The organism is Zeimonas arvi (assembly GCF_008039575.1).
Taxonomy (GTDB): domain Bacteria; phylum Pseudomonadota; class Gammaproteobacteria; order Burkholderiales; family Burkholderiaceae_E; genus Zeimonas; species Zeimonas arvi.
The window spans coordinates 767,173-785,787 of sequence record NZ_VDUY01000001.1; the positions used below are offsets into that span (position 1 = coordinate 767,173).

Here is an 18,615-nt window from a genome sequence, read left to right on the forward strand (position 1 = left end):
AATCCATCACACCATCAGAACGGAACGAGACATGAACTACGAAGACATCCTGTACGAAGTGCGCAACGGCGCGGCCTGGATCACGATCAACCGCCCCGAGAAGATGAACGCCTTCCGCGGCAAGACCTGCGACGAGCTGATCCACGCGATCAACCGCGCGGGCTACGACCGCGAGATCGGCGCCATCGTGCTCGCCGGCGCCGGCGAGCGTGCCTTCTGCACCGGCGGCGACCAGTCGGCCCACGAGGGCCAGTACGACGGCCGCGGCACCATCGGCCTGCCGGTGGAGGAACTGCACAACGCGATCCGCGACGTGCCCAAGCCGGTGATCGCCCGGGTGCAGGGCTATGCGATCGGCGGAGGCAACGTGCTGTGCACGATCTGCGACTTCACCATCGCCTCGGAGAAGGCGATCTTCGGCCAGGTGGGCCCGAAGATGGGCTCGGTGGATCCGGGCTTCGGCACCGCCTTCCTCGCCCGCGTGGTGGGCGAGAAGAAGGCGCGCGAGATCTGGTACCTGTGCCGCCGCTACCCGGCCGCCGAGGCCCTGGCCATGGGCCTGATCAACGCGGTGGTGCCGCACGAGCAGCTCGACGCCGAGGTGCAGAAGTGGTGCGACGAGATCATGGAGAAGAGCCCCACCGCCCTCGCGATCGCCAAGCGCTCGTTCAACATGGACACCGCCCATCAGGCGGGCATCGCCGGCATGGGCATGTACGCGCTCAAGCTCTACTACGACACCGAGGAGTCGCGCGAGGGCGTCAAGGCCTTCCAGGAAAAGCGCAAGCCCGACTTCCGCAAGTACGCCAAGTGACCACCGGCAGCCAGGAGTGGCGATGAACCCCTACATCGACGAGGATCTCGCGGCGCTCGGCGAGCACGCCCGGCGCTTCGCGACCGACCGGATCGCACCCGGCTTCCTCGAGCGCGACCGCACCCGGGTGCTCGACCGCGCATTGATGCGCCAGATGGGCGAGATGGGATTCATCGCGCCCGAGCTGCCGGAGCAGTACGGCGGCCAGGGCATGGGCTGCCTGGCCGCCGGGGTGATCCACGAGGAGATCGCACGCGCCGACCTGAGCCTGTCCTACATCAACCTGCTCGCCTCGCTGACCGGCCAGATCCTGGCCGAGCACGCGCGGCCCGACGTCGCCGCACACTGGCTGCCCCGGCTCACCCGGGGCGAGGCGCTGCTGGCGATCGCGCTGACCGAGCCGCGCGGCGGCTCGGACGCGGCCAACCTGCGGCTCAAGATGACGCGCGACGGCGACCACTATGTGATCGACGGCGAGAAGACCTCGATCTCGGCGGCCGACCAGGCCGACGCCACCGTGCTCTTCGCGCGCACCGGCACGGTCGAATCCGGCGCGCGCGGCGTATCGGCCATCCTGGTGCCGATGGACACGCCCGGCGTGACCACCACCCGCTTCGACTGCCACGGCCAGCGCGCGATCGGCCGCGGCTCGATCTTCTTCCAGAACGCGCGCGTGCCGGCCAGCCACCTGCTCGGGCAGGAAGGCCAGGGCTTCGTGCAGGTGATGCAGGGCTTCGACTTCTCGCGCGCGCTGATCGGACTGCAGGTGCTCGCGGTGGCGCGCGTCGCGCTCGAGGAGACCTGGGAGTACGTCGCGCAGCGCGAGGCCTTCGGCAAGCCGCTGTCGGCCTTCCAGGGCGTCTCGCATCCGCTCGCCGACTACGAGACCCAGGTCGAGGCCGCGCGGCTGCTGTGCCTGCAGACGCTGTGGCTCAAGGACAAGGGCCTGCCGCACACGGCCGAGGCCGCGATGTGCAAATGGTGGGGCCCGAAGCTCGCCTACGACACGGTGCACCAGTGCCTGCTGTCCTTCGGGCACGGCGGCTACGACCGCGGTCCGATGGAGCAGCGGCTGCGCGACGTGCTGGGCTTCCAGATCGGCGACGGCACCGCGCAGATCATGAAGACGATCATCGCGCGCGGGCGGGCGGGGCGAGGTTCGGTGCCGGCGTGAGCGGGCGGGGTCCGGAAAGCGGACCGGGTTCGTCTCCGAATCATGTCACCATGCCGGGGACCGGGCCGTCGGGCGAACGGCCCACGCACATCGCCGATGTGGCCCGGTGCCCACCTGCCGACGCCTTCGTTCGATGCTCCTGCTGCTCAAGCTCGCCCTCGTCCCGGCCTCGATCCTGCTCGCAACCCTGGCCGCGCGGCGCTTCGGCCACGCGATCTCGGGGCTGCTGGCCGGCTTCCCGATCATCGGCGGGCCGATCGTCGCGGCGCTGATGATCGACCTGCCGCCGGCGCAGGTGGCCGACATCGCGCAGGCCACGCTGGCCGGCTGCCCGGCGTCGATCGCGCACATCGTGACCTTCGCCTGGTTGTCGCGCCGGCTGCCCTGGTGGGGTTGCCTGGCCTTCGCGGCGCTGGCCTTCTTCGCGGTCGGAAGCCTCACCACCGCCGCCTGGGTGCCGGTGTGGTTCGTGTTCGCGCTCGCGCTGGCCGGGCCCTGGATCGCCTGGGCGATCATGCCGCGCGCACCCAAGGCGAGCGGCGCGGTCCACGTGCCGCGCGGCGAGGTCCTGATGCGGGTCGCCGCGGGCTTCGTGCTGGCCGCGGCGATCCTGCTGAGCACCGAGCGGGTGCCCGCCGCGGTGAGCGGCCTGATGCTCGCCTGGCCGATCAGCGGCAGCATCCTGCCCAGCTTCACGCTACCGGTCCACGGCCACGCCGCCACGGTCACCCTGCTGCGCGGCTTCGCGATCGGGCTGGTCGGCTTCGTGGTGTTCTTCGTGGCGCTGGTGATGCTGCTGCGGCTTTGGAACGCGAGCCTGCCGTCCTTCGTGGTGGCGACCGCCTCGTCCGCGCTGGCGGGCTGGTCCGTGCACCGGATCCGCCAGCGACGCGGCTGAAGCCGCTGCGCCCCGGGGTATCACGCCGCGCTACCGCGCGCGCCGCGCTTGCCGCGCCCTCGCCGGCCTGCCGATCATCGCCTCACCGAATGCGAACGAGCGAGGCGACGATGAAACGAGGCAGCACGAGGCGAAGCAGTTTCCGGAGAGACGACGAGACCGCCGCAGGCGAACGCGCAGGTCGCCACCGGGCGGGCGAGCACGCGACGATCCGCGACCCGGATGCGAACGAGGGCTCGACGATGCGCAGGCTGCGAGCTGCCTGCCTCGGCTGCCGGCTGCTGGCGCTGGCCGCTTGCGCGAGCGGCCTCGCGCTCGCCGTGCAGGCGCAGCCGCACGCCGCGCATCCGGCCGGGGCTGCCGCGCCGGGCCTCACGCTGGCCCTGCTCGGCGCGATCGTGGCGGCGCTGGCCGGCCGTCAGCGATAGGCGCGCCAGACCGAGGCGCCCCCCTCCCGGGAAACCAGCAGCACGTCGTAGGGATCCCGCTGATCGCCCTGCTCCATCCCCGGCGAGCCGATCGGCATGCCGGGCACCGCGAGCCCGAGCGCGGCCGGGCGTTGCGCCAGCAGGCGCATCACGTCCTCGGCCGGCACATGCCCCTCGACCACGTAGCCGTCCACCAGCGCCGTGTGGCAGGACCCGAACTTCGCCGGCAGGCCGGCCTTCGCGCGCGCGGCCGCGTTGCCCACGTCGTGGATCCGCACGTCGAAGCCGGCGGCCTGCATGTGCTCGATCCAGGCGCCGCAGCAACCGCAGGTGGGGGACTTCCAGACCTCGAGCAGCGGCCGGGCGCGCGCGGCGAAGGCCGGCATGGCCGGCGCTGCCAGGGCTGCGGCCACCGCTGCGGACGCCGCAGCCAACAGTTTGCGACGATCGTTCGATCGGTTCATCTCGTTACTCCGTGACGGTGATGCGGCCGACCATGCCGGCCTCGAAATGCCCGGGAATCAGGCAGGCGAATCGATACTCGCCGGGCTTCGTGAACTGCCAGACGATGCGGCCGCTCTTGCCCGGGTCCACGTGGGCCATGTAGGGCTCCTCGTGTTCCATGCCGGGGAACTTCTTCATCATCTCGGCGTGCGCCTTCAGTTCGGCCTCGGTGCCGATCACCATCTCGTGCAGGACGCGGCCCGCATTGGCGATCTCGAAGCTCACCGTCTCGCCCCGGCGGACCTGGATCGCATCGGGCGAAAAGCGCATCGTGTCGCTCATGTCGATGCGGATCGTGCGGGCGGCCTTCGACGGATCGCCGGTGCGGCCGAAGGCGGTCTCGACGACCTCCAGGGCCTTCTGGCCATGCGACGCATCGTGCGACGAGCCGTGCGCAGAGGCGCCGGGAGCGGCCGCCAGCAGCGCCGATCCGAACAGCGCAGCGAGGATCGGGGTGTGGAACTTCATCGGTGTCTTCCTTTCTCGGAGTATCGGTTTCGGGTCAGTGGTGCCCGTGCGCGCCGGGCTTGCGGACCTGCAGTTCGACGGGCGGTGAATGCGCGGCCCCGCCCGTCGCTCGCGGCGCCGCGAACGGCTCGCCTGTCCACTCGCGCGCCACGGTGCCCGGCGGGTGCGCGTACCAGCCCGGGTCGCGGTAGTCGTTCGCGGCGAGCCCTTCGCGCACCTTGACCACGGTGAACATGCCGCCCATCTCGATCGGACCGAAGGGGCCGCGTCCGGTCATCATCGGCAGGGTGTTCGCCGGCAGCTCCATCTCCATCTCGCCCATGTCGGCCATGCCGCGATCGCCCATCGCCATGTAGCCGGGCACCAGACGCTCGATGCGCTTCGCGACCTCGCGGAAGTCGACACCGATCGTGGTCGGCACGTCGTGGCCCATCGCGTTCATCGTGTGGTGCGACTTGTGGCAATGGAAGGCCCAGTCGCCCGGCGCGTTCGCGACGAACTCGATCGCGCGCATCTGTCCGACCGCGACGTCGGTCGTCACCTCGGGCCAGCGCGCGGTCTTCGGCACCCAGCCGCCGTCGGTGCCCGAGACTTCGAAGTCGTAGCCGTGCAGGTGGATCGGGTGGTTGGTCATCGTCAGGTTGCCGAAGCGGATCCGCACCCGGTCTCCCTTGCGCACGACCAGCGGGTCGATGCCCGGGAAGGCCCGGCTGTTCCAGGTCCACAGGTTGAAGTCGAGCATCGTGTTGATCTTCGGCGTCGCCGACCCGGGCTCGATGTCGTAGGCGTTGATCAGGAAGACGAAGTCCCGGTCCACCTCGGCGTAGCCGCGCACCGCCTTCGGGTTCCTCGGGTGGACCACCAGGAAGCCCATCATCCCCATCGCCATCTGCACCATCTCGTCGGCGTGCGGGTGGTACATGAAGGTGCCCGACTTCGTCATCTCGAATTCGTAGACGAAGGTCTTGCCAACCGGGATCTGCGGCTGCGTGAGGCCCCCGACGCCGTCCATGCCGCTGGGCAGCAGGATGCCGTGCCAGTGGATGGTCGTGTGCTCGGGCAGCCGGTTGGTGACGAAGATGCGCACCTTGTCGCCCTCGACGCACTCGATCGTCGGGCCCGGCGACTGGCCGTTGTAGCCCCAGAGGTTGGCGACCATGCCCGGCGCGATCTCGCGCTGCACCGGCTCGGCGACCAGGTGGAACTCCTTCCATCCGTCCTTGGCCCGCCACGGCGAAGTCCAGCCGTTCAGCGTGGCGACCGGCCGATAGGGGCGGCCATCGGGCGGCGCGAGCGGCGGCTGCATCGCCGCGCTGTCCATCTGCGGCGCCTCGGGGAGCGAGGCCGCCCCGGCCTTCGACACGAGGCCGGCGCCGAGCGCGAGCGCCGCGCCGCGGCCGAAGAACTGTCTGCGTGAAACCATGATTCGTTTTCCGTTCGTGGAGTCGGCTCGTTCGGCGGGCGCGCTCAGTGGGGCGCGCCCGCGCCGGCCTGCACCGTGGCGCCCTGCCCGGCCGCGGCCATGGCAGGCGCGACCTCGGCGCCGCCCGCGCCCAGCATGGCCGCCTGCATCCGCACGTCGGCAAGCCAGAAGTCGCGCTGCGCGGCGATGGCGGCGTTGACGGTGGCGGCCTTCTGGCCGGCGTCGGCCAACAGGTCGAACACGCCGATCAGCATCCCGTTGTACTTGCGCAGTTGCTCGTCGGAGATGCGCTTGCGCAGCGGGACGATCTCGTCCCGATAGTGGCGCGCCAGCTCCCAGGCCGATCGCCAGCCCTGCCAGGACTCGCGCACCTCGGAACGCGCGTCGATGGCCACCCGCGCCGCCTCGGCCGCCGCCTGCATGTACAGCGACTCGGCCTTCGCCACCTTCGCCGTGCCCCAGTCGAAGAGCGGGATCGCGAGCTCCAGCTCGTAGCCGCGCATCCAGGCGTGGTCGCCTTCGCGCACCCGGGCGGGGCCGATCTCGAGCAGGCTGACGAAGCGGTTCGCGCGGGTCAGGCCGAGGGCCCGGGCCGTGCCTTCGAGCCCGGCGCGCGCAGCCGAGATGTCGAAGCGCTGGCGCATCGCCTGGTTTTCCAGGTCGCCTGCCTCGGCGAGCTGCTCCGGCAGCGCGGGCAGACGTTCGGGCAGCTTCAGCTCGGCGCGCGGTCCCCATACGCCGAGCGCGCGCACCAGCCGCTCGCGCGTCGCGACCGTATGCTGGCGGGCGCGCTCGAGTTGCGCGAGCGACTCCGCGTAGAAGAGCTGGTCGCGCGCCGCGCTGGCCTGCGGCCAGTTGCCCACGCGCGCCATCCGCACCGACAGGTCGCGGCCGATCTCGGCCGCCTCGACGACGTCGGCCAGGTAGCGCTCGGCCTCGCGGGCGGCGACCGCCTCGTACCACGCGGCGCGCGCCTCGAGCGCCACGCGGGCGACCGCGGCTGCGGCCGAGAGCCGGGCTGCCTCGAAGCGACGAGTCTCGACCTCCCGCGCGAGCGGCATCAGCAGCAGGCCGCCCAGGTCGAACAACAGCACGCCTTCGCGCTTGCTGTCGCCGGCGTCGTTGTCCACCTTCATCCAGGACAGCACCGGATTGCGCAGGCGGCCGGCCTGCACCAGGTCGGCCTCGGCCACGCCCAGCTGCGCGAAGCTCGCCTGCAGCGCCGGCGCGCCGAGCAGCGCGACCTTCGCCGCGGCATCGGCGTCGAGGATGCCGCTCAGCAGCCGCTCGACCTCGGCATCGACCTTGCGGCGCGATTCGTCGTCGCGCAGCGGCCCCACGGTCGTGCCGAAGCGCTCGGCCGCGAGCCGGCGGGCCGGGTCGAGTCCGCCGTCGGCCGAGAACTGCGCGCAACCGCCGAGGACGAGCATGAGGAGCGCCAGGGTGATCCCTTTCATTTCGCGCCCTCCCGGACCCAGTCGATGATCACGAATGCCTGGCCGCGCTGCTCGACCCGGAAGCCGATCGTCTCGCCGACGCTCACCGCGTCGAGCAGGGCAGGATCGGCGACCTGGAACAGCATCGTCATCCCCGGCATCTCGAGCTTGGCGATCGGTCCGTGGCGCAGGCGCACGCGCTGCGCCTCCCGGTCGATCCGGAGCACGGTCGCCACCGCGTCGGCGCCGGCGGGGGCCGACGCACCGGACGACGCATCGGCGCCGCCGTGGCCGTGAGCGGCCGGCGCGGCCTGGGCCAGCGGCGGGCGCTCGGCCTGCGGCCCCGGCTCACGCCCGGCCTGCGGCGCGCCGGCCGGACGATCGTGGTCGACGAAGTCCCCCGAGTCGTCGAACAACCGCCGCCAGGGAAGCGGCTCGAGGGCGGGCAGCGGACGATAGCCGCCGGCCAGGCCCTGGCGCTGCGGCAGCGCGGTGGCAGGCGCTGCGGGGTCGAGCGGCGAAGCGGACGGGGCCGGCGCGGCCGGCGGCGCCGCCCGCGCGGCCGACGCCAGAACGGCCACGGACAGGGCAAGCGCGGTGAACGTGGCCGCCGGAGTCGGAAGCGCTGCGCGCGAAGCGGCAGCGACGACGCGGGCGGCGCGTGATGCGAGTCTGGACATGATTCACCTGAACGTCTCGGATGCCGGCCTGCCGCCGGGACGGCGGCGGGACCGGATGAGCCGGCGGGGGCGGCGTCATCCCGCCCGCGACCGGCAACGGCGGCCGTGAGGCCGCCCCGGGCCGGCGACGGTGCGCCGGTCCGCTATCCGCGTTCAGGCGATGGGAGGGGGATCCGGAGGAACCTGGTTCAGGCTGTCGAAGCGGTCTGCGCGGGAGGCCACCGCCGAGCAGGACGCCTCCGCCGGCGGCACCGAAGCGCCCGGCAACACCAGCGCGATCGACGATGCGAAGCAGAAGGCGCAGTCCACGCAACTCGCGGCATCGTGCGCGTCGGCCTTGGCGCAGGCGGCGGGCGCGGCATGCGCGGCCGATGCATGACCTTCCGGCGTGGCGTCGTGCCCGTGGCAAGCGTGCTGGCCCACCCCCGCCGCGACCTGCATGGGTGCCGACACCGCGAAGGCCGTCCCGAGCTGCAGCGGGAGCCACAGCGCGATCAGGGCGGCAATCAGGCGGCGGAACATGGGCAAGGGCAGCGTCGGTCCGTGGGGTCGGTGACTTTCGACGCTCACTGCGTCGGGCGAATGAGTCTAGCATTACGCACATGAAGCAGTCCCCGGTCACGGCAAGGCTCCATCGCGCGGCGATCCTCGGGTTCGCGGCGCTGGCCGCGCTCGGGGCCGCGGCCTGTCCGTCCGCCGCGCGGGCGCAGCTGCCGCCCGCCCCCACCCCGGTGCCCGGCTCGCTGCTCGATCGCCCTCGGCCGGCGCCGGCTCCGCAAGCCTCGCCGGGCGACCCCGCCGGCACCGGCGCCCCGCAGGCGCGGGCGGCACGGCGGATCGCCTTCGGCACTGCCTTCCGGGTGGGCGACGCGGGGCATCTGGTCACCAACCGCCACGTGGTGGACGGCTGCACCGCGATCGGCATCGTGGCGGGCAACAAGGCCACGGGGAACCTGCGGCTGGTCGCCGCCGACCGCAAGCACGACCTGGCCCTGCTGGCCGGCGCGCCGGGGCCGTCCGGGGCGGTGCTGCGGGCCGACGACGACCCGGTGCAGGGCGAGGACGTGCTGGTCTACGGTTACCCCTTGCCGGGCATGCTGTCGGCCTCGGGCCAGCTCGGCGCCGGCATGGTCACCGCGCTGACCGGCATCCGCAACGACCCCGACCAGTTGCAGATCGACGCGCCGCTGCAGCAAGGCAACAGCGGCGGACCGTTGCTCGATCGGCGCGGCCAGGTGATCGGCGTGGTGTTCGCCAAGCTCAACGCGCTGCGCGTCGCCCAGCTGACCGGGGACCTGCCCCAGAACGTGAACTTCGCGGTGCGGCTCGCGCCGCTCAAGCGGCTGCTCGAGGCCAACGACGTGCGCTACGAGCTGGGCCCCGCCGACGGCCCCGCGCTGAGCAACCAGGAAGTGGCCGCGCGGGCGCGCGACTGGACCGTGCCGATCGCCTGCCAGCGGCAGCCCGGCTGACCCGGGTCTCAGGCGCCGCGATTCGGCTCGTCGAGCACCCTGCGAAGCTTCGCGGCGAGTTCCCCTCGGCGGTATGGCTTGCTCAACAGATGCACGCCCCGGTCGAGACGTCCGTGGTGAACGATCGCATTCTCCGTGTAGCCGGAGGTGAACAGCACTTTCAGGGCGGGCCACCGCGCCCTCGCCGTGTCGGCGAGTTGCCGCCCGTTCATGCCACCGGGCATCACGACATCGGTGAACAGCAGATCGATGTCGGCGTTGCGCTCGAGCTCGGCCAGCGCCGCGCGGCCGGCGCTGGCTCCGGTGACCCGGTAGCCGAGGCCGCGGAGCTGCGCGATCAGGTGCTCCCGGACCAGGTCGTCGTCCTCGACGACCAGGATGTGTTCACCCCCGCCGATCACCCCGGCGCCGCGCGCCGGCGCAGGCTGATCGATCGAACCGGCCTTGACCCGCGGCAGATACAGCCTGGCCGTCGTGCCTTCGCCCTGCTCCGAGTAGATCCGCACATGGCCGCCCGACTGCTTCACGAAGCCGTAGACCATGCTGAGCCCCAGGCCGCTGCCCTTGCCCGCCTCCTTGGTGGTGAAGAAGGGGTCGAAGGCCCGGGCAACCACGTCCGGCGGCATGCCGGTGCCGGTGTCCGAGACCGAGACCATCACGTACTGGCCGGGCACGAGCTCGCCGTGCATCGCCGCATACTCCTCGTCGAGCGAGGCGTTGCCGGTCTCGATGGTCAGCCGCCCGCCGTCCGGCATCGCATCGCGCGCGTTGATCACCAGGTTCAGCAGCGCGGACTCGAGCTGCGCGCCGTCGACCTCGGCGATCCACAATCCCGCCGCGCGAACGAACTCGATCTCGATGTCCTCGGACAGGGTCCTGCGCAGCAGCCCGTCCATGCCGGCCACGAGCCGGTTCACGTCGATCGGACGCGGCTCGAGCGGCTGGCGGCGCGCGAACGCGAGCAGGCGATTCGTCAGCTCCGCGCCGCGCTCGGCGGCGGCGGCAGTCATGTCGGCCAGCTGCTTGCGCGACGGCTGGTCGGCGAGCTCCTCGCAGAGCATCTCGCTGTTGCCGATGATCACGGTCAGCAGATTGTTGAAGTCGTGGGCGATGCCGCCGGTGAGCTGGCCGATGGCCTCGAGCCGCTGCGACTGGCGCAGGCGTTCGTCGAGCTCCCGCCGCTCGGTGATGTCGGTCATCGACCCGAGCATCCGGACTGCCTTGCCGGCCCCGTCGCGGATCACGAAGCCCCGGTCGGCGACGGTCGCGTAACGGCCGTCCGCTCGGACGAACCGGTACTCGTCGGCCCAGGTCGTGGCGACGCCATCCATCGCCGCGTGGATTCCGGCGGAGACTCGCGGCCGGTCGTCGGGATGGATCCGGCCCAGCCAGGACTCCGGGCCCGGCTCGAGCGACTCGCGCCGGAATCCGAACACGAGGTGCATGGCCTCGTTCCACCAGACCGTGCCGGCCCGCAGATCCCAGTCCCAGATGACATCGTTCGTCGCCCGGGCGATCAGCCGGAAGCGCTCCTCGCTGGCGCGCAGGGCCTCCTCCGCCCGGCGGCGTTCGGTCACGTCGCGAAAGTAGACGGCGAGGCCGCCCGCGGTCGGATAGGCAACGACCTCGAACCAGCTGTCCAGGGGCGCGAAGTACTCGGTGAACCGCACCGTCTCCCTGGCCTGCACCGCCCGTTCGTACTGCTGCTGGAAGGTCGTGCCCACCGCCCCGGGAAACTCGTCCCACACCACGCGGCCGAGCAGTCCGGTTCGCGCCCGGCGCAGCAGCTTCTCGGCCTGCCCGTTCAGGAAGCTGAAGCGCCAGCATTCGTCGAGCGTGTAGAACGCATCGCTGATCTGCTCGAGCGTGCTGGCGAGCTGGCTCTCGGATGCCAGCTCCCGGGTGATGTCCTGGACGACGCCGATGAGCCGGCGATGTTCCTGCCCGCCCTCGAGCTCGGCCGCGCCGCGAACGTGGGCGATCGTCCCGTCGGGGCGCACCAGGCGATGCGCAAAATCCATGCGCCGCCTGCCCGATGCCAGGAACGCGTCGAGCGATGCCTGCAGCAGGTCCCGGTCCTCGGGATGCACCCGCTCGAGCTGGGCCGTCCAGCTGCCCGCGAATTCGCCTCGCCCGAGCCCGAAGATCCGGTACACGTTGTCCGACCACTGGACGGCCCGAGTGTCGACGTCCAGGCTCCAGATCCCGAAGCCGAGCATCCGCTTGGCCAGCCTGAGGTAGCCGTCCTCGGCCCGCATGCGCGTGCTTGCGGCAGTCGATTCGCGAACCGAGGAGAGCACTTCGCCGAGCGACCAGGCGACCGCGCCGGCGCTGTCCGGCGACGCGTCGGGTATCGCATCGCCGGCCGGGCCGCGGACCACCTCGGTGACGTCGGTGACCCGATGAATGATGTGCAGGATCGCGCCGTCCGGGGCCTTCGCCGGCGTGTTGACCGAGCTCCACCATCGTTCGACGAACCCGCCGCCGTGTTCGGGCGGCTGCGGAATCGGGTAGCGCTGGATGGCCATGACGTCGGTCTGGCCGGTGGCCTCGACGCGCTCGAGCGATTCGCGCAGTTTCTGCACGCCGTCGCCGGACGGATCGGCCGGATCCGCCGGGAACGCGTCGAACAACTGCCGACCCACGATGTCCCGGCGAGAGCGCATCGTCGCCTCGAGATAGGCGTCGCTGGCCGCAACGATCTCCCAGGTTCCGGGGGCGAGCACCAGGAAGGCGCCGGGGGCCGCCTCGAACAAGGTGCGGAACCGGTCCGCCGCGTCCTCGGCAAGGCGCCGGACCTCGCGCTCGCGCGCGAGCAGCGCGGCGTTCTCGCGCTCGATCGCGACCTGGTGGCTGACGTCGCGGCACGAGACCAGCCGCGCGCCGCGGCCGCGATACGCGACCTCGTGCGAGGTCACGTCGGCATGGATGATCGCGCCCGACTTCAGTCGATGGCGCCAGACGCCGGAGTGGCTCAGCGCGGGCACTCCGGTGCGAACCACATCGGCGAGCGCGGGCACGTCCTCCGGCGGCCGGATGTCGGCGATCGTCAGCCGGAGGAACTCGTCGCGTGAATACCCGTAGGCGGCAACGGCGGCTCGGTTGACCTCGAGGATCGCGAGCGTCTCGCGATCGTAGATCCACATCGGGACCGGATTGTTCTCGAAGAAGACCTCGGTGGTCAGCTCCATCCCCTGCCTGCCAATCGTCGAAGGCGGCCGACCGGCCGCAGAACCCGGTCAGGCGAAGAAGAGCGTCGCCAGTCCGAGGAAGATCATAAACCCCATGCTGTCGGTGCTGAAAGTGAGCAACACCGACGAGCCGATGGCCGGGTCGCGCCCCAGGCGCTCGAGCGTGAACGGAACCGCGAAGGCGATCAGCGCCGCCACCAGCAGATTGAGCACGATCGCGAGCCCCATCGTGAGCCCGATCAGCCAGCCCTGCGGCGAGGCGCGGTAGAGCAGCCAGGCGGCCAGGCCCGCGATCGTGCCCCAGGCCGCGCCGTTCAGGCCCGCGATCGCGAACTCCTTGGCCAGCAGCCGGCGCGCGTTCGAGGCGTTCACCTGCCCCAGCGCGATCGAGCGGACCAGCAGCGTCATCGTCTGGTTGCCAGTATTGCCGGCCAGGCCGGCCACGATGGGCATCAGCGTGGCGAGCGCCACCACCCGCTCGATCGTGCCTTCGAACAGGCCGATCACGCGCGACGCGAAGAAGGCGGTGCACAGGTTCACCGCCAGCCAGGGCCAGCGGTTGCGGGCGGAGTCCCAGACGCTGGAGAACAGGTCTTCCTCCTCGCGCAGGCCGGCCTTGGCCAGCGCCTCGGAGTCGCCCTCCTCGCGGATCACGTCGAGCATCTCGGCCACCGTGACCCGGCCGATGATCCGGTTGTACGGATCGACGACCGGCGCCGAGACCAGGTCGTAGCGCTCGAAGGCCTGGGCCGCCTCGCCGGCCTCCTCGAGCGGCTGCAGCGTCAGCACGTCGCGCTTCATCACGTCGGTGACCAGCACGTCGGGCTGGTTCACCAGCAGGCGGTCGAGCGGCAGCGAGCCCAGCAGTGCGCCCTGCTCGTCGACCACGAAGACCTGGTCGGTGTGATCGGGCAGTTCCTCGAGGGTGCGCAGCTCGCGCAGGACCATGTCGAGCGTGTAGTCGTGGCGAACCGTGATCGCCTCGAAGTCCATCAGCTCGCCGACCGAGTCCTCCGGGAAGGACATCGACGCGCGCAGCTGCGCGCGCTCCTCGTGGCTGAGGCCCTGGCTGACCTCCTCGACCACGTCGGTGGGCAGATCGGGCGCGAGCTCGGCGATCTCGTCGGTGTCGAGCGTCTCGACCGCCTCGACCAGTTCCTCGCGATCCATGGACTGGATCAGCGATTCGCGCACCGAATCGGAGACCTCGAGCAGGATCTCGCCGTCGCGCTCCGACTTGACCAGGTCCCAGACGATCATCCGGTCCGGGTACGGCAGGGCCTCGAGCACGTAGGCGATGTCGGCCGAATGCAGCCGGTCGAGCCGCGCGCGCAGCTCGGCCAGGTGCTGCTTCTCGACCAGCTGCTCGACCAGCTCGTGGCGTTCCTCGGCCTCGCCGTGCCGCTGGCGATGCGCTAGCTCGAGCACCACGCGGTGCCGGCGCAGCAGCTCCTGGACCTCGCCGAGCGCGCGCGAAGCGGCCTCCGGATCCCGCGGCTGCGAGGCGTCCGGACCGGACTCGTACTCGTGCGAAGAGGCGGCTTCGGCCTCCTCGGCGTTCAGGACGTCTTCGTCGGCCATGGCAAGGCCGATTCTAGATCAGGGCGGGTCGATCGACCCCATCCAGCGCGCCACGAAGGCGGAGCGTCGCGCCAGCGCCGCAGAACCGGGGTTGGCGTCGTAGTAGCGCGGCCTGGGCAGCATCGCGGCCATGCGCGCCGCCTGGCCCGGGGCGAGGCGCGCGGCCGGCACGCCGAAGTGGTGACGGGCCCCTGCCTCGGCGCCGAACACGCCGGTGCCCCATTCGGCCACGTTCAGGTAGATCTCGAGGATCCGGCGCTTGCTCATCACCGCCTCGATCATGTAGGTGATGACCAGCTCCTGCCCCTTGCGCAGGTAGCTGCGCTCGCCGGACAGGAAGAGATTCTTGGCGAGCTGCATCGTGATCGTCGAGCCGCCGTGGCTGACCCGGCCGCGCACGAGATTGCGCTCCCAGGCCTTCTCGATCGCGTCCCAGTCCACGCCCTCGTGCTCGGTGAACCTGGCGTCTTCGGCGGCGATCACCGCCCGCTTCAGGTGCGCCGAGATGCGCTCGTAGGGCACCCACTCGAAACGCAGGTCCGCTTTCGGATTCTCCTGCCGCAGACGGGCGAGCTCGGCGCGCATGAAGGCGGTGGAGGCGGGGTCGACCTGGCTCCACCAGAGCACGTGACCGAAGTACCAGGCCTGCAGCGCAAGCACCGCCGCGAAGGCCAGCGCGGCCGCCCAGCCCAGGGCCAGCCCGGTCAGGCGCAGCATGGCCCCGCGCGCAGCCCGGCGACGGGCACGGCGCGTGCGGCCGGCATTGCGGCTGCGGTCCCGCTTCGCCACGGGTCAGCGCGCGGCCTCGGCCGCGAGCTCGGCGCGCAGGGCCCGGTAGACCGGTTCGGTGTCGGGGCGCGTGCCGCGCCAAACCAGGAAGGACTCGGCGGCCTGCTCGACCAGCATGCCCAGGCCGTCGGAAACCCGCGGGCAGCCGGCCGCGCTCGCCTGCGCCATGAAGGCGGTCGGCCGCGCGGCGTAGACCATGTCGTAGGCCAGCCGCGCCTCGGCGAAGCGCGCGCCGGGCACCGGCAGCGCCTCGCCGCCCAGGCCGGTCGAGGTGGCGTTGACCAGCAGGTCGACGGCGCCGCCCTGCCCGAGCATCGCGTCGATCTCGTCGAAGCCGCCGCCCACCACCCGCGCGTCGTCCACATCGGCGGCCAGCTCGCGTGCCCGGCCGGCGCCGCGATTGGCGATCGCGACCCGGCTCGCGCCGGCGTCGAGCAGCGGCCGGATGACGCCGCGCGCCGCGCCGCCCGCGCCCAGCAGCATCACCGAGCGGCCGGCCAGCGGCAGGGCCAGCCGGACCTCGATGTCGCGGACCAGCCCGGCGCCGTCGGTGTTGTCGCCGTAGATCCGGTCGCCGTCGAAGGCCAGCAGGTTCACCGCGCCGGCGGCCTGCGCGCGCGCGCTGCGCAGGCCGGCCAGCGCGAAGGCGTCGAGCTTGAAGGGCAGCGTGACGTTGAGGCCGCGCCCGCCTTCGTCGCGAAAGCGCAGCGCGACCTGCGCAAAGCCGTCGACCGGCGCGAGCAGCCGCTCGTAGACGATGTCCTGGCCGGTGGCCTCGGCAAAGCGGGCGTGGATCGCCGGCGAGCGGCTGTGGGCGATCGGGTTGCCGATCACGGCGTAACGGTCCTTCATGGGCGGTCCACCGCCTCGGTCTCGAGCCCGCCCCGGGTGAAGTTCCAGGTGCGGACGATCTGCAGGATGTCGCCCTCGCGGGCCATCGCGTCGCTGAAGCGCGGATAGGGCGCACCGGCGAGCACGATCTGTCGCACCGCGCGGTTGAGCGCCGCGTGCTTCGACGGCTTGTCGACGATCACGTCGACCACGTTGCCGTCGCGGTCGATCTCCACGGTGATGATCAGCGAATCGTAGAGCTTGCCGCGCGCCTCGGGCGGGTAGCGCTCGGTGCCGATCTTCTCGATCCGGGCGGCCCAGTCCTCGACGTAGCGCGCGTAGCTGACACCGACCGCGTTGATGCCGTAGGTGAGCCGCTTGGGCCGCTTGTTGTAGTCGGAGATCTGCTTGTCGATCTGCGCCTGCAGGCGGGCGATCACCGCGTCGGCGCTCTGGTCGTCCTGCCCGGTCGGCTGCGGCGCGGCCTTGGGCGCGGGACGCTCGGCCTGCACCGGCACCGGCTTGCCGGCGGCCAGCGCGAGCAGCTCGCGCTGGCGAGCCTCGAGCTCGGCGACCCGCTGGCGCTGCCGCACCAGCGCCTCGCCGTCGCTCGCCTGCTTCTCGGCCGGCAAGGGGCTGCGCGCGCGCCCCGTGTCGCGGTCGCCGCCGCCCACCATGTCGACCTGCGCCAGCACCTCGGGCCTGGCCGGACGGTTCTCGGTCTGCGCGTTCAGCAGGATGACCTCGAGCCGCGGATCGATCGGCTCGAACCTGATCGGCGCCGGCGGGGCGAAGCGCATCATCAGCACGACCAGGTGCAGCAGCACCGACACGCCGATCGCGAACGCGAGCCGGTCCCTCGGCACCGCGAGCCGCCGTGTCCAGGCCGGGGCAGTCATGGTGGCCATCCCGCGAGCCTCAGAGCGACCCCGCGACCGGCTCTTCGTCGGTCTCGTCGAACAGGCTGCCGGCCGCCTCGGCCTCGACGAAACGCGCCTGCACCGACAAGTCGATCTCGTCGGTGGCAAGCAGGTCGGCGACGAAGCGCCGGCCCGGCGGCAGCATCGGCATGCCGGGCAGGCGGAAGTAGAGCGGCGCGTTCACCAGCCGCACCAGGTCCTCGCGCACCACCACCGCGTCGACGCGGGTCAGTCCCTGCTGGGCGACCCAGCGCAGGCACCAGTAGCGCTCCATCCGCTGCTGGAATTCGGCGTAGGCGGCGTACTTCGCATCGAAGGCGTTCATCACCGAGAACAAGTCGGCGTCGTTCTGGCCGAAGGGCGCGCGCTCGCCGGACAGCACCGCGACCAGCTGGCGCTGGTTGACCAGGTCCACGTAGCGGCGAAGCGGCGAGCTGGCCCACATGTACTGCGGCACGCCCAGGCCCTGGTGCGGCAGCGGATGGCTGGTGACCCGCACCCGACCTTGCTGCTGCGAGCGGTAGATGCCGGGCGTGTCGTGCTCGCCGAGCAGCCCGCCCCACTCGCAGTTGGCGAGGATGGCCATCTCGGACACGATCCGGTCCAGGGGCGAGTTGCGCCCGCGCGGCACGATCCGCACCCGCGGCTCCTCGCCCGCTTCGGCCGGATCGAGATAGAAGCTGAAGTCGGCCCGGAAGCGGGGTTCCGGCTTGCCGCGCACCCGCTCCCGCTCGGCGCCCAGCGCCAGCGCGAGCTTCCAGAGCACGGCGAGCTCGTCGGCGAAGCGCAGCGGCTGGCCGTCGGCGTCGACCGCGGGCGCGTTGGCCGGCCCCAGCACGGCCTCGGTATACACGCCGTCGAGCAGGTCGTGGCGCAGGTTGGCCGCGACGCGCACCCGCTCGGGCTGCGAGTGCCGCCCGACGATGGCCTCGCCGTCCTCGTCGATGTCCAGGTACAGCGAGAGCGCCGGCATTTCGCGGCCTTCGTCGAGCGAGCAGGCGGCGATCAGCGGCTCGGGGAGCATCGTGATCTTGCCGCCTGGCATGTAGACGGTGGACATCCGCTCGCGGGCCACCAGGTCGAGCTCGCTGCCCGGCGCGATCGCCAGCGCGGGCGCTGCGATGTGGATGCCGATGCGCCAGCCGCGCGCAGTGCGGCGCACCGACAGCGCGTCGTCGATCTCGGTGGTGGTGGAGTCGTCGACCGAGAAGGCCTCGACCTCTGCCAGCGGCAGCGCCGCCACCGCCTCGGCAAAGCCCTCGAGCGGATCGCGGCGCAGCGTGATGCCGAAGCCGTGAGGGAAGTGCTCGGCGGCGAAGCGCGCCATGTGCAGGTCGCGCGGCGAGGCGAAGGCGCCGAGCTCGAGCAGCAGCCGCTCCGGGCTCTTGCCGGTGGCCGCCAGCGCCCGGTCGAAGGCCTTCCAGGTCAGCGACATCTTGTCGGGCCGCACCAGCAGCCAGGCCGCCTGCTCGCCGACCTCCCTGGGCAGCCGGCCCTCGATCATCTCCTGCGCGTGGGCCTCGATCTGCGCCTCCTGCAGGCGCTTGCGCTCCAGCGCCGCCAGCGCCGCCTTCAGCGTCTCGGCCGGCGCCGGCCGGTAGTGGCCGCGGCCCTTGCGGTGGAAATGGACCGGCGCGCCCTGCAGCCGGATCAGCAGCGCGGCGGCCTGGGTCGGCGTTGCCTGCCCGCCGAAATACTCGTCGGCCAGCGCGGTGAACGCGAACTCGTCGTGCGGCGCGCACTCCCAGAGAAAATCGACGTCGATCTCCTCGGCCAGGGCGCGGGCAGCCGGCAGCATCGCCTCGGGTGCCGGCGCGTCGAAGCGCAGCAGCACGTGCGAGGCCTTGACCTTGGCCCGCTTGCCGCTGGCCAGCTCGACCTGCAGGCTGGAGCCGGCCTCCGACATCAGCGTGCCGGCCTTGAAATCGCCGTTGTCTTCGAACAGCAGGTGCTTCATCGTCGGGAAAGGTTACAGGACTCGGGCGCCGCCGGCCGCGGGCGGCCGA

17 protein-coding genes are annotated in these 18,615 nt (G+C 71.8%); 5 read left to right on the top strand and 12 right to left on the bottom strand.

The genetic code is table 11. The annotated features are described in order from the left end of the window. Positions 1 to 31 precede the first annotated feature (31 nt). From badI to FHP08_RS03565, 4 genes are all read left to right on the top strand, one after another. Positions 32 to 814: a 2-ketocyclohexanecarboxyl-CoA hydrolase gene (badI, locus tag FHP08_RS03550; protein WP_147702901.1), complete on the top strand. Its 783-nt coding sequence runs from the start codon at positions 32 to 34 to the stop codon at positions 812 to 814. A 22-nt stretch (positions 815 to 836) separates the two neighbouring features. Beyond that, positions 837 to 1,988, top strand: coding sequence for a cyclohexanecarboxyl-CoA dehydrogenase (gene aliB / locus FHP08_RS03555; protein WP_147702902.1), 1,152 nt, complete (start codon positions 837 to 839; stop codon positions 1,986 to 1,988). 133 nt (positions 1,989 to 2,121) lie between these two features. Then, positions 2,122 to 2,886 carry a hypothetical protein gene (locus FHP08_RS03560; protein ID WP_147702903.1) on the top strand — a complete coding sequence of 255 codons (765 nt, stop codon included), beginning with the start codon at positions 2,122 to 2,124 and terminating at the stop codon, positions 2,884 to 2,886. Between the two features lie 242 nt (positions 2,887 to 3,128). Further along, a complete protein-coding gene (locus tag FHP08_RS03565) occupies positions 3,129 to 3,314 on the top strand; it encodes a hypothetical protein (RefSeq protein ID WP_147702904.1) in 186 nt (61 codons plus the stop codon). On the opposite strand, the gene FHP08_RS03570 is transcribed toward FHP08_RS03565, so the two are convergent. The 6 genes from FHP08_RS03570 to FHP08_RS03595 all read right to left on the bottom strand — a co-directional run bounded on the left by FHP08_RS03570 (position 3,305) and on the right by FHP08_RS03595 (position 8,347). Further along, the gene (locus FHP08_RS03570) at positions 3,305 to 3,778 is read right to left on the bottom strand and encodes a DUF411 domain-containing protein (protein WP_147702905.1); all 474 of its coding nucleotides are present in this window, start codon (positions 3,776 to 3,778) and stop codon (positions 3,305 to 3,307) included. The two genes, FHP08_RS03565 and FHP08_RS03570, sit on opposite strands and share 10 nt — an antisense overlap. 4 nt (positions 3,779 to 3,782) lie before the next feature. Further along, positions 3,783 to 4,286: a cupredoxin domain-containing protein gene (locus FHP08_RS03575; RefSeq protein WP_147702906.1), complete on the bottom strand. Its 504-nt coding sequence runs from the start codon at positions 4,284 to 4,286 to the stop codon at positions 3,783 to 3,785. Positions 4,287 to 4,320: 34 nt separating this feature from the next. After that, positions 4,321 to 5,709: a multicopper oxidase family protein gene (locus tag FHP08_RS03580; protein ID WP_147702907.1), complete on the bottom strand. Its 1,389-nt coding sequence runs from the start codon at positions 5,707 to 5,709 to the stop codon at positions 4,321 to 4,323. 44 nt (positions 5,710 to 5,753) lie between these two features. Then, the gene (locus FHP08_RS03585; RefSeq protein WP_147702908.1) at positions 5,754 to 7,166 is read right to left on the bottom strand and encodes a TolC family protein; all 1,413 of its coding nucleotides are present in this window, start codon (positions 7,164 to 7,166) and stop codon (positions 5,754 to 5,756) included. Continuing rightward, complete coding sequence (locus tag FHP08_RS03590; protein WP_147702909.1) at positions 7,163 to 7,825, bottom strand: copper-binding protein; 663 nt, start codon at positions 7,823 to 7,825, stop codon at positions 7,163 to 7,165. The genes FHP08_RS03585 and FHP08_RS03590 overlap by 4 nt, the downstream gene beginning before the upstream one ends. Before the next feature lie 153 nt (positions 7,826 to 7,978). Continuing rightward, a complete protein-coding gene (locus FHP08_RS03595; protein WP_147702910.1) occupies positions 7,979 to 8,347 on the bottom strand; it encodes a hypothetical protein in 369 nt (122 codons plus the stop codon). Between the two features lie 80 nt (positions 8,348 to 8,427). Between FHP08_RS03595 and FHP08_RS03600 the strand changes: the two genes are divergently transcribed. Continuing rightward, positions 8,428 to 9,297, top strand: a complete 870-nt coding sequence (locus FHP08_RS03600; protein WP_147702911.1) for a S1 family peptidase — start codon at positions 8,428 to 8,430, stop codon at positions 9,295 to 9,297. 8 nt (positions 9,298 to 9,305) lie between these two features. Here the strand turns inward: FHP08_RS03600 and FHP08_RS03605 are convergent, their stop codons facing one another. From FHP08_RS03605 to FHP08_RS03630, 6 genes are all read right to left on the bottom strand, one after another. Next, positions 9,306 to 12,488 (bottom strand): PAS domain-containing hybrid sensor histidine kinase/response regulator, encoded by a 3,183-nt coding sequence (locus tag FHP08_RS03605; protein ID WP_147702912.1) that lies wholly within the window; start codon positions 12,486 to 12,488, stop codon positions 9,306 to 9,308. A gap of 48 nt (positions 12,489 to 12,536) precedes the next feature. Further along, positions 12,537 to 14,069 (bottom strand): magnesium transporter, encoded by a 1,533-nt coding sequence (gene mgtE / locus FHP08_RS03610; RefSeq protein ID WP_147702913.1) that lies wholly within the window; start codon positions 14,067 to 14,069, stop codon positions 12,537 to 12,539. An 18-nt stretch (positions 14,070 to 14,087) separates the two neighbouring features. Then, positions 14,088 to 14,786 carry a monofunctional biosynthetic peptidoglycan transglycosylase gene (gene mtgA / locus FHP08_RS03615; RefSeq protein WP_147702914.1) on the bottom strand — a complete coding sequence of 233 codons (699 nt, stop codon included), beginning with the start codon at positions 14,784 to 14,786 and terminating at the stop codon, positions 14,088 to 14,090. A 75-nt stretch (positions 14,787 to 14,861) separates the two neighbouring features. Next, positions 14,862 to 15,710, bottom strand: a complete 849-nt coding sequence (aroE, locus tag FHP08_RS03620; RefSeq protein WP_147702915.1) for a shikimate dehydrogenase — start codon at positions 15,708 to 15,710, stop codon at positions 14,862 to 14,864. Further along, a complete protein-coding gene (locus FHP08_RS03625; protein WP_147702916.1) occupies positions 15,707 to 16,597 on the bottom strand; it encodes an energy transducer TonB in 891 nt (296 codons plus the stop codon). The genes aroE and FHP08_RS03625 overlap by 4 nt, the downstream gene beginning before the upstream one ends. Before the next feature lie 10 nt (positions 16,598 to 16,607). Continuing rightward, positions 16,608 to 18,566: a ribonuclease catalytic domain-containing protein gene (locus FHP08_RS03630; protein ID WP_147702917.1), complete on the bottom strand. Its 1,959-nt coding sequence runs from the start codon at positions 18,564 to 18,566 to the stop codon at positions 16,608 to 16,610. Positions 18,567 to 18,615 lie beyond the last annotated feature (49 nt).